This window comes from Paenibacillus thiaminolyticus (assembly GCF_003591545.1).
GTDB classification, from domain to species: Bacteria; Bacillota; Bacilli; order Paenibacillales; family Paenibacillaceae; genus Paenibacillus_B; species Paenibacillus_B thiaminolyticus_A.
The window spans coordinates 44,029-63,311 of sequence record NZ_QYZD01000015.1 but is presented as its reverse complement, the minus strand read 5'-3'; the positions used below and the strand labels follow the sequence as shown (position 1 = coordinate 63,311).

Sequence of the window (19,283 nt, the reverse complement as noted above, 5' to 3'; positions counted from 1 at the left end):
AAAACCGGCTTTTTGAACACGCGCTTCCAGAGCCGGCTTCATCAAAATGATCTATCGACCCGATACCGGACATCCTCACAACTCGTTCTTCATATCCTGGCAATGAGCAAAGCCAACAGGAGAATGCCTCTGCACATTGCAGGATCCACATCTTATAAATGTAACACAGCTTGCAGGGCCTCGACTAGACGTTTATTTGCCTGACGATCCTTCACCGCGATGCGGAAATGTCCGGCCCCCAGCCCTGCATACCGGTCACAATTGCGGATCAGGACTCCCCGGCGTCCAAGTTCTTCCTGCAAGCTCCGGGCGCTCCACGGCGCCGCGGCCTCAACGAGCAGGAAGTTCGCCCGGCTCGTCCACAGCCGCAGGCCAAGCGCGGCCAACTGCCCGCTCAGCCATTCCCGCTCGCCGGCAATCAGGCTTCGGGTCCGTTCCGCATAGTCATCCGCCGCTTCGTCAAGCAGCAGCGCTTCCCCGGCGGCCAGCGCCAGCCCGTTCACGCTCCACGTGACCTGCTTCGAAGCAAGCGAGCGAATCGTGTCCGGATGGCCCGCCGCATACCCAAGGCGAAGGCCGGGGATAGCGTAGAACTTCGTCAGCGACCGGATGACAAGCACGTTCCGGCTGGCTGCCGCGAACCGCAACAGACTCGCCTCCTCCTCATCCGGGAGAAAATCGATGAACGCCTCATCCATAATCAGCAGCGTACCGTTCCGCTCCGCCAGCCGGCCCGCTTCCTCCAGCATCCCCCGCTCGTATACGGCGCCGGTCGGATTATTCGGCTGGCCGAGGAAGACGACATCGGCATCCGCCATCAGCCGTTCCAGATCAGGCCAATCTGCCAGGTAATCCCGGGAGGCCTGTCCGATGACACGCACGACGTCAGCGCCGAACTGCCGCGACAGCGCCTCGTATTCCGAGAAGCAGGGCGCGACTACGCCGACGGTGCGCGGCGCGTGCGCCAGAATCGCCAGCGCCATGCATTCGGCTGCGCCGTTGCCGATTAACAGCTGCTCGCTTCCCACCTGAAGGCGGCGAGACAGCGCATCCTTCATCCGCCGGTGCCCCGGATCAGGATAATGAATAATGCCGGCCAGTTCCTCCGCGAGCCGCGCCATGACGGACGGCGGCGGTCCGAGCGGATTGATGTTCGCGCTGAAGTCCACGAACTCGCCGCTCGATCGTCCGAAAGCCTCCGCTGCCGTCCATACGTCCCCGCCATGCCCAAACCGTTCAATTGTGACCATAAGCCCCTCCTTGAAGACGGACAGACGGTCGCGTACAATATCTCTATAGCGATTGTTCCAACGGAACTTCGCCATCGTCAATCGGTCCGGTCTGCCCTTGTTCTGCCGTACGCTCCGTACTCCCCAGGTCCAGCCTGAAGGCAGACGGCGCATGATTTCTCATGGTACATTATGCGTAACGCAGACCCATTCGTCAAACGGTTTTTCCTTTTCTACGAAATGCCGAAAAACATTGGCACATCGCACACTGTAACGTTACTGTTAAATGCTGTATAATCACATTGCAGACCGGTATTGGCGCAATGCTATGTCAAGCTCAAGGAGGTTCAATTATGTCGGTGCATCGCAAAACATCATGGGCATCCCTGGGCGCCGCCATTATCGTCACCACCTATTACGGGGTGATACTGTTTCGCCTCAAGGGTGACATCGGTTTGTACAGCACAGAGATGATGGCGCTGGCCCGCAATGTTTTCGGCGTCGCCGCCGTCGTGCAAGCCGTCATGTACTTCGTGAATTTCATGTCCAAGGACGAGCCGGAGGACAAGGAATTGTCACGTCTGATCTCGCTGCAGGCGAACCAGATGGGATTGATCTTCCTCGTACTCTCGGTTGCCTGCTGCGCGGCCTATCTGATCTATGTATCCGATACAAGTACTCTGCTGCTGTCCCCGCTCGTCAGCGCCCATTTGCTGGTCAGCGTGCTGTTGGCCGCCTGGATCATCAAGTATACGGTCGAGCTGTTGCTGTACTACCGCTATCTGAAAGCCGACTCCTCAGACCTTTCCTAATTATGAAAACGATTACTTCCGTTCCTGACATTGACATCACGAAGCAAGCGCAGCGGCCCTAGGCCCTGCGCTTGTCAGTTCAAAATATAATTTTATGATAGCTCGGTGAAGCGTTCCGACGCGTTCGTACGCGGGCGAGCCGGCGGAATCTCATCGAAATGCCCCATGCGCAGCACACCGACGATTTTCTCGCCCGGCTGCACTCCTGCCGTTTCACGGAACTTGCGATTATAAATATAGTCCCCGGTGTGCCACAGCATTCCGAGCCCCTGTTCCCACGCCAGCAGTTGGAAGTTCTGAATCAGAGCGCTTGCGGCCGCCAGATCCTCTTCCCAAATATGCGGCCGCGGATCCTCAGGCATGACGACGATAAGGTAAGCAGGCACGGCCAGGTTCGTCTGGATGAACTTCGCCTTTTGTTCTTCATCCCAGCCTCTCATTTTCGTTCCTTCGACCAGCTCTATTACGCAGCGAACGAGCCGATCCTTCGCCTCTCCCGCCGCATAAATGAACCGCCACGGTTCGCGCAGCCCGTGATTGGGGGCCCAGACGGCATCATTGAGCAGGGAAAGCACCAGTTCCTTGTCGACAGGCCGATCTGAGAAGCGATGAATGCTCCGGCGTTCCCGGATTGTATTGGCAATTGACATTGTTTATCCTCCTTGACTCCCTATTTACTCTCATACTCTTTCTATGCATCCAATATCCTTATTATATTGATAACGATTATCAATATCAAATATAAGTTGTCTTTTGTTCCAAATCGATTACAATTAACAGAAGAAGGAGGCGGACGAGCCATGAAGTTTATCGACAATCAAGGCATCACCGACCCTCGCGTCAACCTGGCGATCGAGGAATTTGTTCTGAAGCATCTGCCGCTGGAAGAGGATAGTTATTTGTTATTCTATATCAACGAGCCTTCCATCATCATCGGCAAAAATCAAAATACGATCGAAGAAATCAATAGCGATTACGTTAAAGCGAAAAACATTCACGTTGTGCGCCGCCTGTCGGGCGGAGGCGCCGTGTATCATGATACAGGAAATTTGAATTTCAGCTTCATCACGAAGGATGACGGGCAATCGTTCCACAATTTCCGCAAATTTACGCAGCCGGTCATCGATACGCTCCGTTCTCTCGGCGTCAATGCTGACTTGACCGGACGCAATGACATCCAGGTCGGAGAGCAGAAAATATCCGGCAATGCCCAGTTCTCCACGCGCGGGCGCATGTTCAGCCACGGCACGCTGCTGTTCAATTCCGAGATGGAGCATGTCGCCTCGGCGCTCAAGGTCAAGCCGATCAAAATCGAATCCAAAGGCACGAAATCGATTCGTTCCCGCGTCGCCAACATTTCCGAGTTTCTTGCCGAGCCGATGACGATCGAGCAGTTCAAGGATACGATCCTCCGTCATATTTTCGGGATGGAGCCGGATCAGGTGCCGCAGTACAAGCTGACGGAGCAGGATTGGGAGACGATTCATCGCATCTCGCAGGAGCGTTATCAGAACTGGGATTGGAACTATGGCTCATCGCCGAAGTTCAACGTCGAGCATTCGAAGAAATTCCCGGCCGGAATCGTCGACGTGCGCATGGATGTCGAGGACGGATTGATTCAGCGCATGAAAATATACGGCGACTTCTTCGGAGTCGGCGAAGTCAGCGATATTGAGGCGCGCCTGCAGGGGGTTCGCTATGAGGAGCAGGCAATTCGCGAAGCGCTTGCCGATATGGATATCAACCATTATCTCGGCAATATCAGCGCGGAAGACTTCATCGGACTCGTCATGCTGAATGAATAGATAACTAGGCCCGGACTGTCTTGGATGCCAAGATGGCCCGGGCCTGTCTATGTTTGCGTGGCAGCCCGCGCATGGACGGCAGGCCGTTCGATTGTCAGTAGAGCTTGTCCTGCACGGCCTGAGCCGTCCGGTTGATGGCGCGATGCGCCCTCTCCTTCGCCTGCAGCGCCACCGCGGTAGACAAAATGTCCAGCACATGAATTTGCGCGATTTTGGATGAAAACTCCCCGCCCTGAAGCGGTGTCTCCTTCGCCTGGATCAGCAGAATCGAATCCGCGTATTTCGTGATCGGCGACTTCGCATGGCTCGTAAGGCAGATGAAAAAAACGTTGTTCTCCTTCGCCAGGCGCACGGCGTCAACCAGATCCTTCGTGCTGCCCGAGGTGGAGATGCCAAATACGACATCTTGATCGGTCATCAGCACCGCGTTCATGGCCATCACATGCGGATCCGTTACGGCCTCTCCCGCGAAGCCCAGCCGCATGAAGCGGTACTGCGCATCCATCGCGGTCATGGCGGACGAGCCGACGCCGAAGAAAAAGATCCGGTTGGAGCGGACGATCGCTTCCACCGTTTTTTGCAGGTCCTTCATATTCAGCAGGGACAGCGTATGCTCCAGCGACGCGACATTCTCCAGCGTCATCTTCTGCGCCACGGCCGCCAGATCGTCCTCCTCATCAATCTCGCTCTCTTGATGCTTGAGCGTCGTCACCAGATCTTTGGCCAGAGACAGCTTGAACTCCTGGTAGCTGGTAAAGCCCAGATTGCGGCAGAACCGCAGCACCAACGTCTCGCCGGCATCCGACTTCTCAGCCAGATCCGTCACCGTCGCATACAGGACCTCATCCGGGCTTCTCAGCACATAATCCGCGATTTTTTTCTCCGTTTTCGTCAATGAAGGATATAAGCTCCGTATTAAAAGAAGCGTGCTCGTATGCTCGCCAGTGGTCATGATGGATTCACTTCCATTCCTCGTTCTCCCCTCATTATACCGAACCGGAAAATAAGCCGTCCACACCGATTCCCGGCACGCTTCCTCCCGCTCCTGGCCCCGCAAGCAAGGAAGCAACTCTACACCAATGCACTGCTTTCTTGCCAACTCGCCGCGCCTGCTGTAAAATTTGAAAATTCATGTGCACATCAAAGGAGCGTCGCTTGCTGTGAAACATCGTAAATTAGTGTCGGATTTATGCTTGTTGTTTGTCGCCTTCGTATGGGGAAGCACCTTCCTCGTCGTCCAGCATGCCGTATTCGTCCTGCCCCCGCTGGCCTTCAACGCCGTAAGATTCGCCGGAGCCGCGCTCCTGTTCGGCTTCGTCGCCCTGCTGAGCAGAAGGCGGCGCCAGAGCAGCAGCCGCTCTGGCACGCGAGCACTGCTTCTGCACGGCGCGCTGCTCGGCGTATTCCTGTTCGGGGGCTACGCATTCCAGACCGTCGGTCTCGTGTACACGACGACAACCAATGCCGGCTTCATTACCGGGCTGTCGGTCGTGCTCGTGCCCTTTATCAGCCTGTGGCTGGCCAAGCAGCGCCTGCAGCCTGCTACCTGGATCGCGGCCGCTCTGGCGCTGGCGGGGCTCTATTTTCTCGCCTTCAATGGCGGTGCGGTTCACTGGAACGAGGGCGACGGCTACGTGCTCCTATGCTCGTTCTGCTTCGCCCTCCATATCGCCTTCACTGGGAAATATGCGGCCATCCATAATACCGTGCTGCTCGTCACGGTGCAGTTCGCCGTCGTCGCGCTGGCCGCGGCCGGCAGCTCCTTCCTGTTCGAGCCGCAGCTTACGGGAGCGGCACTGTGGGGAGCGCTGACGGAGACGAAGGTTATCGTCGCCCTGCTTATCTCCATCTGCATCTCCACCGCCTTCGCTTATTGGGCGCAGACGTGGTGCCAGCAATACACCTCCGCGAGCAGGGTTGCCGTCATCTTCGCGATGGAGCCGGTCTTCGCAGCCATTACAGGCGTTACCTTTGCCGGAGAGACGCTCGGCTTGTGGGCGATCGTGGGCTGTCTGCTGATTTTGGCGGGAATGATCGCCGCTGAATTGAAATGGGGCCGGCATGCGGTACAATAGAGGGAGAAACTCGCATCTATTGACTATCATCGGAGCGCCGGTCTGACATAGAGAGAGTGCCGGACGGCTCGGAAAAAGGAGAGACATCGACATTGTACAAGCTTATTGCCATTGATATCGACGATACGCTCATTACGGACGACAAGGAGATTACGCCCGGCACGAAGCACGCGCTTGAGCTGGCTGTCGCCGCAGGCGCCACCGTCACGCTTGCCACGGGCCGCATGTATGCGTCCGCCCGCAACCTGGCGCTGCAGACCGGACTGAACGTTCCGCTCATCACCTATCAGGGCTCCCTCGTGAAGAACGTGATGGACGGTCATATTTTGTACGAGCGGGCAGTGCCGAAGGAAGCGGCGATGCGCCTGCTCCGTTATTGCGACGAACAGGGACTTCATCTTCAGCTCTATATCAACGATCATCTGTACGCCCGCAAGGAGAATGACAAGCTGATCGCATATGCCCAACTGTCCGATATTCCTTATACAATCGAACCGGATTTCGATCGGCTGCTCGCTTCCCCTTCCACCAAAATGCTCATCATCGACGAGCCGGCGACGCTGGATGCAATCGCCGCCGAATTGAAGGAGCTGCTTGGACCGGATGTCCATATAACGAAGTCGAAGCCTCACTTCCTGGAGATAACGCACCGGGAAGGAACCAAGGGCAGCGCCCTGCGCCATTTGGCGCAGCATGTCGGCTGCAGCCTGGAGGAGACGATCGCCATCGGCGATTCGTGGAACGATCATGACATGATCGAGACGGCAGGCCTCGGCGTCGCCATGGGCAATGCCGTCGACTCGCTGAAGGCCGTGGCCGATTACGTGACGCGCACCAACAACGAAGAAGGTGTGCGGCATGTCATCGAGAAGTTCATCCTGAACCAGGCGTAAAGCCTGCCTTCTGCCGCCGGGCCCGTTCCCGGCGGCTTCCTTGTTATTGCAGCGGAATGCCCAGCCCCGTGCGGGCCAGCGTTACCGAGGCCGGCAGCTGCGGATAATCCTCCCGGAGGTCGACGCCGTGAGACAAGTGAGTGAACACCGTCTTGCGCGGCTTCACCTCGCCGAGAACCTCGACCGCTTCCCGCATGTCATAGACCGAGCGAGTCTCGTAAGGGGCCTCCTCATGGACGAAATTCGTCCCGAGAATCAACAAATCCAGCCCCCGGAACCAAGCCAGCTCCTGCTCGCCGAGCCCGATCGCATCAGAGGCATAAATCCAGCTGTGAACCTCAGGCTTGTTCTCGCCCGCGGGCCTTCCGCTTGACCATGGATCGAAGCGATAGGCGTATGAATAGCCATTCTTGCCGTGATTGACGCGAATTGGCTGAATGCTCCAATCCTTCCAGCGCCACGGCCCTTCGATATATTGGAACTCTATATACCGTTCCAGCCAAGGGTACATCGTCCGGATCGTCTCTCCAACCTCGGGCGGCATCGTCGCCCGCCCCTTCCGCTTCAACCAGCGGCAGGCATCCGCGTAGGCCGTCAAGCCTCCGATATGATCCTGATGCGCATGCGTAATCAAAATATCATCCAGCCAGTACAGCCCCGCTCTCTCCATCTGCCCCGTCCAGTCCGGCCCGCAATCGACGAGCAGCCGTTCCTCGCCCCGTTCAAGAAGCACAGACGAACGATAGCGCCGGTTCACGCCTTCCTTCCTCGCCTCCTCGCACACCGGACAAGCGCAATATACGCGCGGCACGCCCATCGAGTCGCCAGTTCCCCAGAACGTAACGGTCCAGCCTCTGTCGTAACCTTCGGCGGAACCCTCTTCGTCATGGGGGAATCCGGGAAGCTGCATCGATTGGTCTGTCATCTCTATTCCTCCTCTAGAACAGGCGGTGCCTTTACAATTTTCATATGATGTTGATGGCAATACTCCATTGTTCTCCTGTCATGCTTCCAGTATAATCGGTTTCGAATCGATATGCATGGCAAACAAGTGGCAGACTGCAGATTACCTTTGCCGACGAATATACAGCCGACAGCCGGCCGCCTCATTCACCCAAGGATACTGCTACATAATCGTCAATACCGAAGGAGGCCTATCCATGACTGTTCCCTTACACACGAGCCCCGTGGAAATCGTTGCCCACCGCGGCTACGCCGCCCTTTTTCCCGAAAATACGATGATTGCATTCCGGCGGGCGCTTCACATGGGCGCGGATGCGCTGGAGATTGACGTGCACCATTCGGCTGAAGGCGTCCCGGTCGTCATTCATGACGGCACGCTGGACCGGACGACCGATCGCTCGGGACCTGTCCGAAGCAAGACCGTGGGGGAGCTGCAGCAGGCTGACGCCGGCATCAAATTCCATCCGGATTACGCCGGAAGCGGCATCCCTCTCCTCGAAGAGGTGCTGGCGCTGCTGTCCGAGGGCCGGGCCGGCCTGCAGTTGGAATTGAAGGAGCACATTAACGAGCAGGAAGCGGCAGGGCTGCTGCATTTGCTGGATACCTATAAATTGACGGAACGAACCATTATTATTTCATTCCATGTGGACAATTTGCGGTTGATTCGAAACCTGCATCCAACTATCGAGGTAGGCTGGCTCTCCGACAAATTAGTCGATATCGACATCCTGACCGGACTCGGCCATGCGGCGCTGCTGCTGCAGTATCGGACCGTCATGAACCATCCTGACATCGTCGCCACCGCCCAGGAGAAGGGCTTCAGTCTCGCTGCCTGGACCATCCGCGACGAAGCCGATGCCCGCAAGCTGTACGATCTGGGCGTACGGCGCATAACGACCGACATTCCATTGAAGGGCGTTTTGCCCGCCTCGGCCTCGGAATAATCTGGAGCTGAAGCGAGAGGGAATCTTCTGCAATGATCTATCGAGCTTTACATTCCCCTTGGAGGAAAATCTATCGCCTCGCTCAAGACACGGCATGCGGTCTGGGTGGGGCTTTTTTGCCTTTAACCCGCTCAGTCGGCTCCATGCTTGGCGCAGCATATTCCCCTCTTCTCTTCCTTATGAGCAATCTCCCATCCGCTCAGATTACGAGCACATTTCTGACCGAAGGGGAGAGTGCGCATAGGGAACAAACAGAACATAGTAACACACTGGTTATGGAAAGCACACCCTAGTAAGAGCCGACAGAAATTGCGATACGCTCAGGCATACTGCGTTCTATCACTCCGCCACCTTTCATTTCAACCCACAGCCAGCCATGTTCGGAATGGCAGCGCATCGTTCCCGTTCGGCATCATCACAGTGCCTGTCATAATGGATGTCCCAGAGTTGCCCATGCCTATCCAAGGAGGACTGAGCATCATACCGGCGGACTTTATATCGTCTAGCGGCGTTCTTTCTTTTCTGATACTCCACAAGGTAAATATCCAACTCTTGGCTTAACTCTACAACCGCCTAATCGGTAAAATTCTTCTTCTCTGCGGCTATTTGCATCATTTGCTGCCGTACGCTCTCGATTTTGTAAATTAAGTAATCACCTTCTTCAAGAAAAAAAGACATGATAGTTGCCCCTTTCGCGATAAGGTATAACGTTCGTTGCCTGCATCTGCAAGCTGCTCTTGGTGCAACTTTATCATGATTTTCCTTTTATTCCCTCATTTATCTTCGAGGAAAATTGGACAAATTTTCTCATTTTTTTCAATAAAAAAAGGCACCTCGTATATGGCGTCCCTTGAGTTACCTCAATTCATATTTCATGCATTGGTCAAAGATGTTCTGAAATTTTTTTATAATCTCAATGTCCATCCGCTCGTCTTTTTCCATAACCAGCTTCATCATGAGATGGCTGCTCCGTTCATTGAATTTGTCATTGACTTTGGAATACCACGAGGCGCTTTCCAAATAACATTGAGCCCATTTTCAATATTTCCGACAGAAACGCAGTAGTCTCCTTTTAGTTTATAGTAATGGGCCAGTTCCGACTTTTTATACGGTGTGTTGTAGGGGATAGAAATAACCTTCTCTTCCCACTGGAACAACTTTTCAATGGAAGCCCAATCCTTCTTCTCAAGATAGAGTATCATGAGCTGCTTGATAACATGCAACAAAGCATAATCGCCGCAGCTCTGCAAACATTCTTCAAGCTGTGCCAAGGCAAGATCCTTGTTCCCTTTTTTGGCATGCAGAACAGCGGTCATTAATTTTGCGTTGTCTTTTACGTGGGGATAAGGAAATGTCATGTCTTACAGGTAAATTTGCCGCCACATTTTTCATGCATAAATCAATACTCTCTTGAAAGAGCCGCAAGTTATACGCATGAACGCCTAATTTATAATACAAGCTTACCCGTTCTTCTGCCGATAAAAAGTCAACATAATGGAGAACAAATCTTCCCGAATCATAGGTTGCATGTAGTTTGGTAAAGTCATTTCTTTCAATCAGGTATTTTTGAAAAAGAGCTTTGGCGACAAACTTGTTGATACCGTGCCCGCGGGACTGACGGATAATGAGATCATACAAGGCGAGTTTGAGCGAGTCGTTATTCACTTCCTGAGCCACAAACTCGTACAATCTTTCCATCAAATCGATGCTGTCCATATCTTTACTATGTAAACAGGCAGATGCCACTTTAACAATTAAATCCGTCGCATCTTCCTTGATCACTTCTCGTAAGATTCCGAACAAAACAATGGATTTTTGCCCTATTTCAAGATACGGTTGGACGATTTCACGGATAGGGATATGTAATGCCTTAGCTATGGGGCAAACTTTTTCAAATGAAGGGCGTTCTACCTCATCATTCTCAATTTTGGAGATATACCCTGTGCTGACGCCTGACAACTCGGCAAGCTGGCTTTGCGTTAGATTGGCTTTATTTCTGTATTGTCTCTTGCTGTCGCCAATAGTGGAATATTGTAGCGACGATGCTTCCATATCTTCACCCTTCCAAGAAATCTTTATTTTCACATTACCATAATATTGAATTTATGTAAATTGTCTGAGAGGACTTTGAAAGCGAGGTTTCCCCTTTGCAAACAGATGGCATTACTATCCGGCCTGACGTCTCCACAGCAGTTGCCGCAACCGCATCAAGGTGTGTCCTTTGCAATTGAGAAAGGGAACATAATCGGTTCAAGATACGCGTCCGCGTAGGATGCGACTCTGTTCTTGGAGCTTCGACTTACGCGTCTCATTATTTCAATCCACGCATCCGCGTAGGATGCGACTATTCAACCTCTTTGATATGTCCCGTGTCATCCCATTTCAATCCACGCATCCGCATAGGATGCGACGGAAACGGCTCCTCGGCCCGCGAATCGTCGGCTGGAATTTCAATCCACGCATCCGCATAGGATGCGACGACAGGTTTTTACTCAACTTACTGACAATGATCCATTTCAATCCACGCATCCGCATAGGATGCGACAAATGTAGCGCGTCACCTTGGTATGTTCAAAGAATTTCAATCCACGCATCCGCATAGGATGCGACTCTTTCGCGACGCCTAACCAATAAATGCCTGTACATTTCAATCCACGCATCCGCATAGGATGCGACCCGAAATCAGGGACTCAGGACGCATCCCTTGTATTTCATTTCAATCCACGCATCCGCATAGGATGCGACCTTGTGGCGTTGCCCACATGATAGATTCGTGACTATTTCAATCCACGCATCCGCATAGGATGCGACAGCGAAAAATAACACAATATATAATAATATAAACATTTTCTTACATAAATTTCAGACCAAGTGAGCGATTAAGCTCGAAATAATCTTCAAACCATTGATCTTCCATCAACTAAATTGGATAATAATTCCATGAAGTTGGTGCGAATCCCCCGGGATTTTTATGTGCACTCCACATTCGCACTTGTAACAGAATGGGATTTTTATACGATGATAAAATAAATACCATTTTGTTATTTTCGTTTTGCTCTGATTTTGAGTATATCATGCTTACATGTGTTGCACTAACTTTCTACATCGGTTTTAAGCAAAAGATTGCTTTTCTGAGCCGAAGGGAGAATGCTCATAAGGAGCGAGTAAGGTATATCTCTACCAACGTACAACGGCATCGGCACTTCCGTACCCATATCGACACGATAAGCACCAACAGCCTCACCCTACTACCTGAACCGGAATCATCCGCACCCGTGAGTGAACCAATCCAATCCGCACCCTTTCCCTGGAAAAAGAAAATGCGCAGGCATCACCGCCACGCGCAATTCATCCCCGTTCGCTTAACCGGGCTCTAGTCTTCAATCCCTGCCAGCACCTCGTACCAGATGCCCCGCTTGCTGTATAAGGTCTCGCGGATATGCTTCCAGCCGCCCATATCTTCGATGCCGAACAATCCCGCCGGCTCGGGATAACGGTCCGCCGTCTCCGCCCTTACTGACGGGGCAACAGGTCGGAACCCGGCTTCCGCCAACAGGTGCTGGGCCTTGGGCCCCCGCAAGTAATCGACGAACGCCTTGGCGATGTTTGTCGTGCCATGCTTTTGTGCATATCGATCAACGACGACGACAGGGTTGTCGATGCGAATCGTCCGCTCCGGCCGAACCAGCTCGTATGGGACGCCCGCTTGCATGCGGGACAGAATTTCGTTCTCGTAGGTCACGATGACATCGCCTACGCCGTATTCGAAGGCGGCCATCGATGCCCTGCCGCTTTTGTCCATCGAGATGACGTTCCGGTGAACGCTCATCAGCAACTCCTTGGCCCGGCGCTGGCTATCCTCTCCCCGCTCCTTCGCCTCCAACAGGCCGGCTCCGTAGATCGCATTAATATCCCATTGGGCGCCGCCCGATGTCTTTGGGTTCGGGTAGAGGACTTGAACGCCCGGCTTGGTCAGATCGCTCCAGTCGCGAACCTGATGCGGGTTCCCTTCCCGCGTTCCCAGCACGACGATGGAGCCGGTGACCATGCCTCCATAAGCGTCCCCCGCTTGCCAATCTGTCGGCACGAGTCCGGCCTGTACGAGCTTGTCGACATCGCCCTCCATCGAGAAGAGCGCGACATCGGCTTCCAGGCCGCCGGCAATCGAACGCGCTTGCGTGCCCGAGGCTTCGTATGATTCCTGGAATACGACCTGCTGCCCGGTCTTCGCCTTCCAATCCGCCGCGAATTCAGGCAGTATCCGCTGCATCACATCCTTCACGACGGAATACGCGCCAATAACGAGCGTGACGCTATCTTGACCGGAATCCCCCGGCAATTCAGAGACCTCAGCCTTCCCAGACGGGGACGGTTGAGAGGCAGAGACGGCAATAGAGGTCTGGTCCTGCTTCCCCTTCTCCTGCGGAGGGGCATCCCGCCCGCCGGGACTGCAGCCGAACAAGAGGATAAAGATGATGACTGTCGCTATAAAGCCGGATAGGCCGCGTGATTCGTCCCTGTCCATCTTGCCCCTCCTCCGTTCAGCCCGTAATATGAACAGGCAGCGGCTCCGTCTTCAACCGGTTCTCGACCACCCAGCTCTCGTCTCCCTCGAACATATAGACCCGATGGATCAGAACCTGGACCTGCTCGCCTGCTTGAAGCTGCGGCCTTTCCAATGAACGGTACGTCTTCAGCACCAGATCGCCTACCTGGACCTCCACCATCCATTCGCTGCCCCGGAAATGGACCGCCTTGACCCGTCCGGACTCGCTTGCGGACGCCAGCCTTACCTCGCCTTCTCTTCCGACCTCGATATATTCCGGCCGAATGAGGGCTCTCATCTCTTCCCCAACGTTCAGTATCTCGAACCCTTTCAAGGCGTATATATCCTTCAAAATGGTCGATTCCCCAATGAATTCGGCTACAAAAGGCGTCTCCGGCATTTTGTAAATTTCCCATGGCGTCCCTTTCTGCTCGACACGTCCCTGGCTGATGATCATAATCTCGTCCGCCACCTCGATCGCCTCATCCTGATCATGCGTCACGAAGATCGAGGTGATGCCTACGCGCTCGATCAGCTCCCGCAGCCAGCTCCGCAGCTCCTGGCGAATCTTCGCATCAATGGCCGCGAACGGCTCGTCGAGGAGCAGCAGCTTCGGCTCAGGGGCCAGCGCCCGGGCGAATGCGACCCGCTGCCGCTGCCCCCCGGACAACTGATGAGGGTACCTCCGTTCCACGCCGGACAGTCCGGTCAGCTCCACCAGTTCGGCCACGCGTTCGCGAATCCGCGGCTTCGGCCATTTCTGAATATGCAGCCCGAAGGCGATGTTGTCATAGACATTCATATGCTTGAACAGCGCATAATTCTGGAACACGAAGCCGATGCCCCGCTGCTGCGGAGGCACATCATTGACCACGGTCCCCTGGAACAAGATTTCGCCTTGATCCGGATGCTCCAACCCGGCCAGCATCCGCAGCACCGATGTCTTCCCGCCGCCGCTCGGCCCAAGCAGGCCGATGAGCTGGCCGGCTTCGACAGAGAAGCTAACGTCCCGAACGGCGTGATAGGCGCCGAACCATTTATTTAACTGGCGAACCTCAATATGCATGTCAATCGACTCCTTTGTGCCCTTTATGCTTTTTTGCCCATTCCATGAGCAAAAGCAGTACGACCGATACGCATGCCAACACGAGCGCGAGGCTGCCGGCCGAACCGATATTGAAATTCTCCACATCCTGATAGACCAGCGTCGTCGCCGTCTGTGTCTTATTCATGATGTTGCCGGATACGACCAGGACGGCCCCGAATTCGCCGAGTGAACGGGCAATCGTAAGCACGACCCCGTACGTGACCGCCCACTGGATAGACGGCCAAGTGACCTTCCAGAAGATCGTCCAGTCATATGCGCCCAGCGTCGAAGCCGCCTCTTCCTGCTGCGTACCGAGTTCCTGCAGCACGGGGGACACTTCCCTGACCATCATCGGAAACGTCACGAACAAGGTCGCGAGCACCATGCCGGGAAAAGCATAGACGACAGGCATGCCTATCCCGGAGAAGAGGGCGCCGAGCACGGTATGGGGCCCGAGCAGCAGCACGATCATGAAACCGCCGATGACCGGCGATACGGCGAACGGAAGATCGACGATGCTGTTCAGCAGCCGCCGGGCACGCTTGCCCAGCCAGCGCCCGCGAACGAGCAGCAAGGCGAACAGGACGCCGAATATCGTGTTGAGTATCGTCACGACGATAACAACGGCTCCGGTCATGGCCATCGCATGCAGCGCCTCCGGCCGGGTGAGGGAGGCAGCGAAGGAGGAGAAGCCGCCGCGGAGCGCTTCGGCTCCGATCTGGGCCAATGGAGCCAGCAGCAAGAGCAAAAAGACGGCATACGTCATCCCGATTAAGGCGGCGCGCGTTCTGGAAGACTGCGCCGGTCTCGAATGCCGGGGAGATACGGAGAGGGATACAGATTTGCCTATCATGGCGATACCCTCCGCAACTGCAGCATGCCGGCCAGCCAGAGAATCAGGAACGAGATCGTGAGCAGGAGCACCGAGACGACGGCGGCTCCTTGGGGATTGTCGCTCTCGATCTCACTGAAAATATACACTGAGGCAACGAGCGTCTTGCCTGGGATGTTGCCCGCGACGAGCACGACCGCCCCGAATTCGGCCATCGCCCGGGAGAAGGCGAGCATCGCGCCGCTGAGGATGCCCGGTAGCATCTGCGGCAGCAGTACGCGCACGAAGGTCCGCAGCCGGGACGCGCCGAGCGTGTAGGACGCTTCCTCCTCGGAACGATCCGCCTCTTCGAGCAACGGCTGCACCGCCCGGATGACGAACGGGAAGGTGACGAAGACCATCGAGACGACGATTGCCGGCTCGGCGAGCACAAGGCGCCAGCCCGCCGCCTCTGCCGCCCGGCCCGCCAGGCTGCCGGGACCGAGCAGAAGCAGAATCATCAGCCCGCCTACCGCGGTCGGCAGCGCAAACGGGAGATCAACAAGGCTGTTGAGCCATGCTCTTCCCGGGAACCGGTACCGATGAAGCACCCAGGCTGTCATCGTGCCGATAAGCATATTGATTGCGGTCGCGATCAACGCCAGCCGGAACGTCAATGCAACGGCATGCCAGGCCAGCGGCTCGGCAATGCTCTCCCGGAATGCCTGCCAGCCTCCGCTGAACGATTGCACATAGATCCCGCCGATGGGCAGCACAATGAGCAGAAAAACATATAACAGCAATGTCGAGCGGAATCCCCAGATTGCGCCTTTGTGCCGCAGGACACCATTCACCCCAGACTCCTCCAATCCGCAACAAATATAACATTATTCCTACTTGTTTACTTGGTGTTTATTGTGATTACTTTACCAAAAACTAGAACAGAACGTCAATACCTAACTGATTCTTATGCAACTTATTCGAAATGCTTATGATAGGTGATTACCCAGTGCTTGGATTTTTGCGGAGGGGGATAATCTTGCGAAGGATGCTTCGGCTAAGAAGGAGAAGAGCGGAAAAGTGCTTCGGAGGCAAAAGCAACGGAATCGGAGGTGAAGACAGCGTAATCGGAGGCGAAGACAGAAGATTTCTAAGGGGATGAAATGGGCATAGGAAGCAGTGTTTTCCCGTATTGATGAAAGCGGAAAGCAAACGCTGGCGGGGGCAGATCAAAACAGGACAGCCGCTGCAAGAGTTGACGGACTGCCCTGTCTATCGGATGAGCAGGATATATCCGGGGAAAGGCAGGAACTACGCCGATTGCGCCGCATCCAATACCCTCTGGTACAAAAAACGAATATGGGCCAGAGCAGCCGGTTTGATCTCTTCATAAGTGACTTGATCTTGAATGTAGAAGGAGATGAACCCGTGCATTGCCAAAAATATACTAAGCGGAATATTATGACGCTCTTGCTCCGAATGCGCATGGCCTGCCATGGCCTGCCTGACAATGGTCGAGAACATATCAAGACAGCGAGCCTGCTCTGTCCGAGCATAGGCAAGCAATTCCTCATCTCGCGTCATGAACATAATCTCGTAATGGTGGGGATGATCCAGACCGAACCGGATGAACTCCAGCATGACTTGCTCCATCTTGGACAATCCTTCGGAAGGAGTCTGGTTGAGAACACGTTCGAACAGCCGTTCGAGCCGATTGAAATCTTCCCGGACAAGCGCATAGAACAGTTCGGCTTTATCTTTGAAATGATAGTAGAGCGAGCCATGGCTGTACCCCAGGTGCTGGCCGATGCTTCGCATGGAGATAGCCCGGTACCCTTTGGTTACGAACAAGTGGCGCGCCACTTCCAAGATTCGCTCTCGCGACAATTCTTGATCCACTGCTTTTCTCGGCATAGCGGTTGTTCTCCTTATTCCCCTTCAATGTAATAAGTAGGGTCTCCCTTCCGAATCACGGCCTGCCCTTGCGTGAGATCCGTGATCCATGCGACAAACCGGTCGGCGTCCGACGCCACGGGCAAGCACGTCAAGGTCACCTTGTCGGTAAATTGCGTCTCTCCCATCCTCGTCTCTTTGTTACGCAATTCATTTTCCAATTTGCCAAGCCATGTGTAATCAATGTCAACGAACACTTCCTGATGCAGCACTTTCTCAATGGCCTCTGCCGCTTCGATAGCGGCAACGGCCCCATCGGTGTAGGCCCGAATCAGACCTCCGGCTCCGAGCAAAATTCCGCCGAAATACCGGGTTACGACGATGGCCGTATTTTTCAACCCTTGATTGCGGATGACCTCCAGTATCGGCTTGCCGGCCGTTCCGCTTGGTTCGCCGTCATCCGACGCCTTCTGAATCTCGTCGCGCTCTCCTATCATATAGGCCGAGCAGTTGTGCGTGGCATTCCAATGTTTACGCTTGATTTCCTCTATAAATGCAATTGCCTCTTCCTCGGTCTCGACTGGCCGGCCGTATCCGATAAAGCGAGATTTTTTGATGACAATCTCCTTGCTCCCGAATTGACGAACCGTCTTGTAACGTTCTAACAGGGGACTCACCTCTCCATGCATGTTCAACAAGGCCCGGTATCCGCTCCTGTCAAACACCCTCTTCCATGAGTGCCAAGAAAGCAGTTCTCCCGTACGGAGAACTGCTTTCCGGCTTATCGCTTATCTTCGATGTATCGGCGGCTGCCCGATTAGCGGGACAGTCTCGCCTCCAGTTCAGCCTTCTCTGCCTCATAGCCTGGTTTGCCCAGCAAGGCGAACATATTTTTCTTATAGGCTTCCACGCCCGGCTGATCGAAAGGATTGACGCCAAGCAGGTAGCCGCTGATCCCGCATGCCTTTTCAAAGAAGTATACCAAATAACCGAAGGAGTAAGGGGTCATGTCCGGAATCGTGACAATCAGATTCGGCACATTGCCATCCGTATGCGCAAGCATCGTTCCTTCGAACGCTTTTTTGTTAACGAAGTCCATCGTCTTGCCGGCCAGGAAGTTCAGCCCGTCCAAATCGTCCGCATCTTCCTCAATCGTTACTTGATGCGGCACTTCCGCGACCTGAATAATCGTCTCGAACAGGTTCCGCGTTCCTTCTTGAATGAACTGCCCCATCGAGTGAAGATCAGTGGAGAAGTCAACGGCAGCCGGGTAGATTCCTTTGTTGTCTTTGCCTTCGCTCTCCCCGTAAAGCTGCTTCCACCATTCCGACACATAGTGCAGGGACGGCTCATAGTTCACGAGAATCTCGATAGCCTTACCTTTGCGGTAGAGCGCATTGCGGACGGCTGCATACTGATAGCTCTCGTTCTGCGCCACATCAGGGTTGCTGTACGCTTCTGCAGCGGCTTGCGCCCCTTGCATCATCTCATCGATATTGATGCCGGCTACCGCGATTGGCAGGAGACCTACCGCCGTCAACACCGAGTATCTTCCGCCAACGTCATCCGGAATGACGAAGGTCTCGTAGCCTTCCTCGGTCGACAACTTTTTCAGCGCGCCCTTCTCGCGGTCCGTCGTCGCAAAGATGCGCTTCTTCGCTTCTTCCTTGCCGTATTTCTTCTCCAGCGCCTCGCGGAAGATGCGGAACGCAATCGCCGGCTCTGTCGTTGTGCCGGATTTGGAGATGACATTGACGGAGAAATCCTTGCCCTCGATCAGTTCCATCAAATGGGCGATATACGTCGAGCTGATGTTGTTCCCCGCGAAATAAATCTCCGGCGTCTTGCGCTTGTCCTTCGGCAACATGTTGTAGAAGGAATGTCCCAGCATCTCGATGGCTGCGCGCGCTCCCAGGTAGGAACCCCCGATGCCGATAACAATCAGCACCTCGGAGTTGGATTGAATCCGGGCCGCCGCTTCCTTGATGCGTGCGAATTCTTCCTTGTCATATTGGGAAGGGAGATCGATCCAGCCAAGGTAATCCGAACCGGCTCCGCTCTTATTATGTAGTTGCTCATGCGCCAGGCGAATGGGCTCTTTGAAGTAATCAATCTCATGCTGACTTACGAATGTCAACGCCTTGCTGTAATCAAAGTGCACTGTTTTGTTCATCGTACACCCTCCTTGAGTATTGGTTGACTTTGCCACTTTAACCCATGAAAAT

At 54.4% G+C, this 19,283-nt stretch carries 18 protein-coding genes, 1 pseudogene and 1 CRISPR repeat array; of the genes and pseudogenes, 5 read left to right on the top strand and 14 right to left on the bottom strand.

Going from position 1 to position 19,283, the window contains the following annotated elements:
• Nucleotides 1-152: 152 nt before the first annotated feature.
• Complete coding sequence (gene cobD / locus DQX05_RS16820; protein ID WP_119794760.1) at nt 153-1,250, bottom strand: threonine-phosphate decarboxylase CobD; 1,098 nt, start codon at nt 1,248-1,250, stop codon at nt 153-155.
• A gap of 332 nt (nt 1,251-1,582) precedes the next feature.
• On the opposite strand from cobD, the gene DQX05_RS16815 reads away from it, so the two are divergent.
• Nucleotides 1,583-2,041, top strand: a complete 459-nt coding sequence (locus tag DQX05_RS16815) for a phosphatase (RefSeq protein WP_119794695.1) — start codon at nt 1,583-1,585, stop codon at nt 2,039-2,041.
• Between the two features lie 92 nt (nt 2,042-2,133).
• On the opposite strand, the gene DQX05_RS16810 is transcribed toward DQX05_RS16815, so the two are convergent.
• On the bottom strand, nt 2,134-2,691 hold the full coding sequence (locus DQX05_RS16810; RefSeq protein ID WP_119794694.1) for a nitroreductase family protein: 558 nt from the start codon (nt 2,689-2,691) through the stop codon (nt 2,134-2,136).
• A gap of 150 nt (nt 2,692-2,841) precedes the next feature.
• Between DQX05_RS16810 and DQX05_RS16805 the strand changes: the two genes are divergently transcribed.
• Nucleotides 2,842-3,846, top strand: coding sequence for a lipoate--protein ligase (locus DQX05_RS16805; protein ID WP_119794693.1), 1,005 nt, complete (start codon nt 2,842-2,844; stop codon nt 3,844-3,846).
• 94 nt (nt 3,847-3,940) lie between these two features.
• On the opposite strand, the gene DQX05_RS16800 is transcribed toward DQX05_RS16805, so the two are convergent.
• Nucleotides 3,941-4,798: a MurR/RpiR family transcriptional regulator gene (locus DQX05_RS16800; protein ID WP_119794759.1), complete on the bottom strand. Its 858-nt coding sequence runs from the start codon at nt 4,796-4,798 to the stop codon at nt 3,941-3,943.
• Nucleotides 4,799-5,006: 208 nt separating this feature from the next.
• Between DQX05_RS16800 and DQX05_RS16795 the strand changes: the two genes are divergently transcribed.
• On the top strand, nt 5,007-5,921 hold the full coding sequence (locus DQX05_RS16795; RefSeq protein WP_119794692.1) for a DMT family transporter: 915 nt from the start codon (nt 5,007-5,009) through the stop codon (nt 5,919-5,921).
• Nucleotides 5,922-6,013: 92 nt separating this feature from the next.
• Nucleotides 6,014-6,814, top strand: coding sequence for a Cof-type HAD-IIB family hydrolase (locus DQX05_RS16790; RefSeq protein WP_119794691.1), 801 nt, complete (start codon nt 6,014-6,016; stop codon nt 6,812-6,814).
• 43 nt (nt 6,815-6,857) lie between these two features.
• On the opposite strand, the gene DQX05_RS16785 is transcribed toward DQX05_RS16790, so the two are convergent.
• On the bottom strand, nt 6,858-7,739 hold the full coding sequence (locus DQX05_RS16785) for an MBL fold metallo-hydrolase (protein ID WP_119794690.1): 882 nt from the start codon (nt 7,737-7,739) through the stop codon (nt 6,858-6,860).
• Between the two features lie 235 nt (nt 7,740-7,974).
• On the opposite strand from DQX05_RS16785, the gene DQX05_RS16780 reads away from it, so the two are divergent.
• Nucleotides 7,975-8,721, top strand: coding sequence for a glycerophosphodiester phosphodiesterase (locus DQX05_RS16780; protein ID WP_119794689.1), 747 nt, complete (start codon nt 7,975-7,977; stop codon nt 8,719-8,721).
• Nucleotides 8,722-9,075: 354 nt separating this feature from the next.
• Here DQX05_RS16780 and DQX05_RS33210 read toward each other — a convergent pair.
• The 10 genes and pseudogenes from DQX05_RS33210 to DQX05_RS16730 all read right to left on the bottom strand — a co-directional run.
• Nucleotides 9,076-9,291: pseudogene (locus tag DQX05_RS33210) on the bottom strand (aspartyl-phosphate phosphatase Spo0E family protein); the annotation flags it as partial.
• 383 nt (nt 9,292-9,674) lie between these two features.
• On the bottom strand, nt 9,675-9,992 hold the full coding sequence (locus DQX05_RS16770) for a hypothetical protein (RefSeq protein ID WP_119794687.1): 318 nt from the start codon (nt 9,990-9,992) through the stop codon (nt 9,675-9,677).
• Nucleotides 9,979-10,773 (bottom strand): helix-turn-helix domain-containing protein, encoded by a 795-nt coding sequence (locus DQX05_RS16765; RefSeq protein WP_119794686.1) that lies wholly within the window; start codon nt 10,771-10,773, stop codon nt 9,979-9,981. Before DQX05_RS16765 ends, DQX05_RS16770 begins: the two co-directional genes overlap by 14 nt.
• Nucleotides 10,774-11,034: 261 nt before the next feature.
• Nucleotides 11,035-11,532: direct repeats of the CRISPR family, unit length 32 nt; unit sequence ATTTCAATCCACGCATCCGCATAGGATGCGAC.
• Between the two features lie 562 nt (nt 11,533-12,094).
• On the bottom strand, nt 12,095-13,246 hold the full coding sequence (locus DQX05_RS16760; RefSeq protein ID WP_119794685.1) for a sulfate ABC transporter substrate-binding protein: 1,152 nt from the start codon (nt 13,244-13,246) through the stop codon (nt 12,095-12,097).
• A gap of 16 nt (nt 13,247-13,262) precedes the next feature.
• Nucleotides 13,263-14,333: a sulfate/molybdate ABC transporter ATP-binding protein gene (locus DQX05_RS16755; protein ID WP_119794684.1), complete on the bottom strand. Its 1,071-nt coding sequence runs from the start codon at nt 14,331-14,333 to the stop codon at nt 13,263-13,265.
• A 1-nt stretch (nt 14,334) separates the two neighbouring features.
• Nucleotides 14,335-15,207 (bottom strand): sulfate ABC transporter permease subunit, encoded by an 873-nt coding sequence (locus DQX05_RS16750; RefSeq protein ID WP_259392066.1) that lies wholly within the window; start codon nt 15,205-15,207, stop codon nt 14,335-14,337.
• Nucleotides 15,204-16,019 (bottom strand): sulfate ABC transporter permease subunit CysT, encoded by an 816-nt coding sequence (gene cysT, locus DQX05_RS16745; protein ID WP_119794683.1) that lies wholly within the window; start codon nt 16,017-16,019, stop codon nt 15,204-15,206. The genes DQX05_RS16750 and cysT overlap by 4 nt, the downstream gene beginning before the upstream one ends.
• Before the next feature lie 457 nt (nt 16,020-16,476).
• Nucleotides 16,477-17,079 carry a TetR/AcrR family transcriptional regulator gene (locus DQX05_RS16740; RefSeq protein ID WP_119794682.1) on the bottom strand — a complete coding sequence of 201 codons (603 nt, stop codon included), beginning with the start codon at nt 17,077-17,079 and terminating at the stop codon, nt 16,477-16,479.
• Nucleotides 17,080-17,093: 14 nt separating this feature from the next.
• Nucleotides 17,094-17,726 carry a YigZ family protein gene (locus DQX05_RS16735; protein ID WP_040732978.1) on the bottom strand — a complete coding sequence of 211 codons (633 nt, stop codon included), beginning with the start codon at nt 17,724-17,726 and terminating at the stop codon, nt 17,094-17,096.
• 149 nt (nt 17,727-17,875) lie between these two features.
• Nucleotides 17,876-19,231, bottom strand: coding sequence for a glucose-6-phosphate isomerase (locus DQX05_RS16730; RefSeq protein WP_119794681.1), 1,356 nt, complete (start codon nt 19,229-19,231; stop codon nt 17,876-17,878).
• Nucleotides 19,232-19,283: the final 52 nt, after the last annotated feature.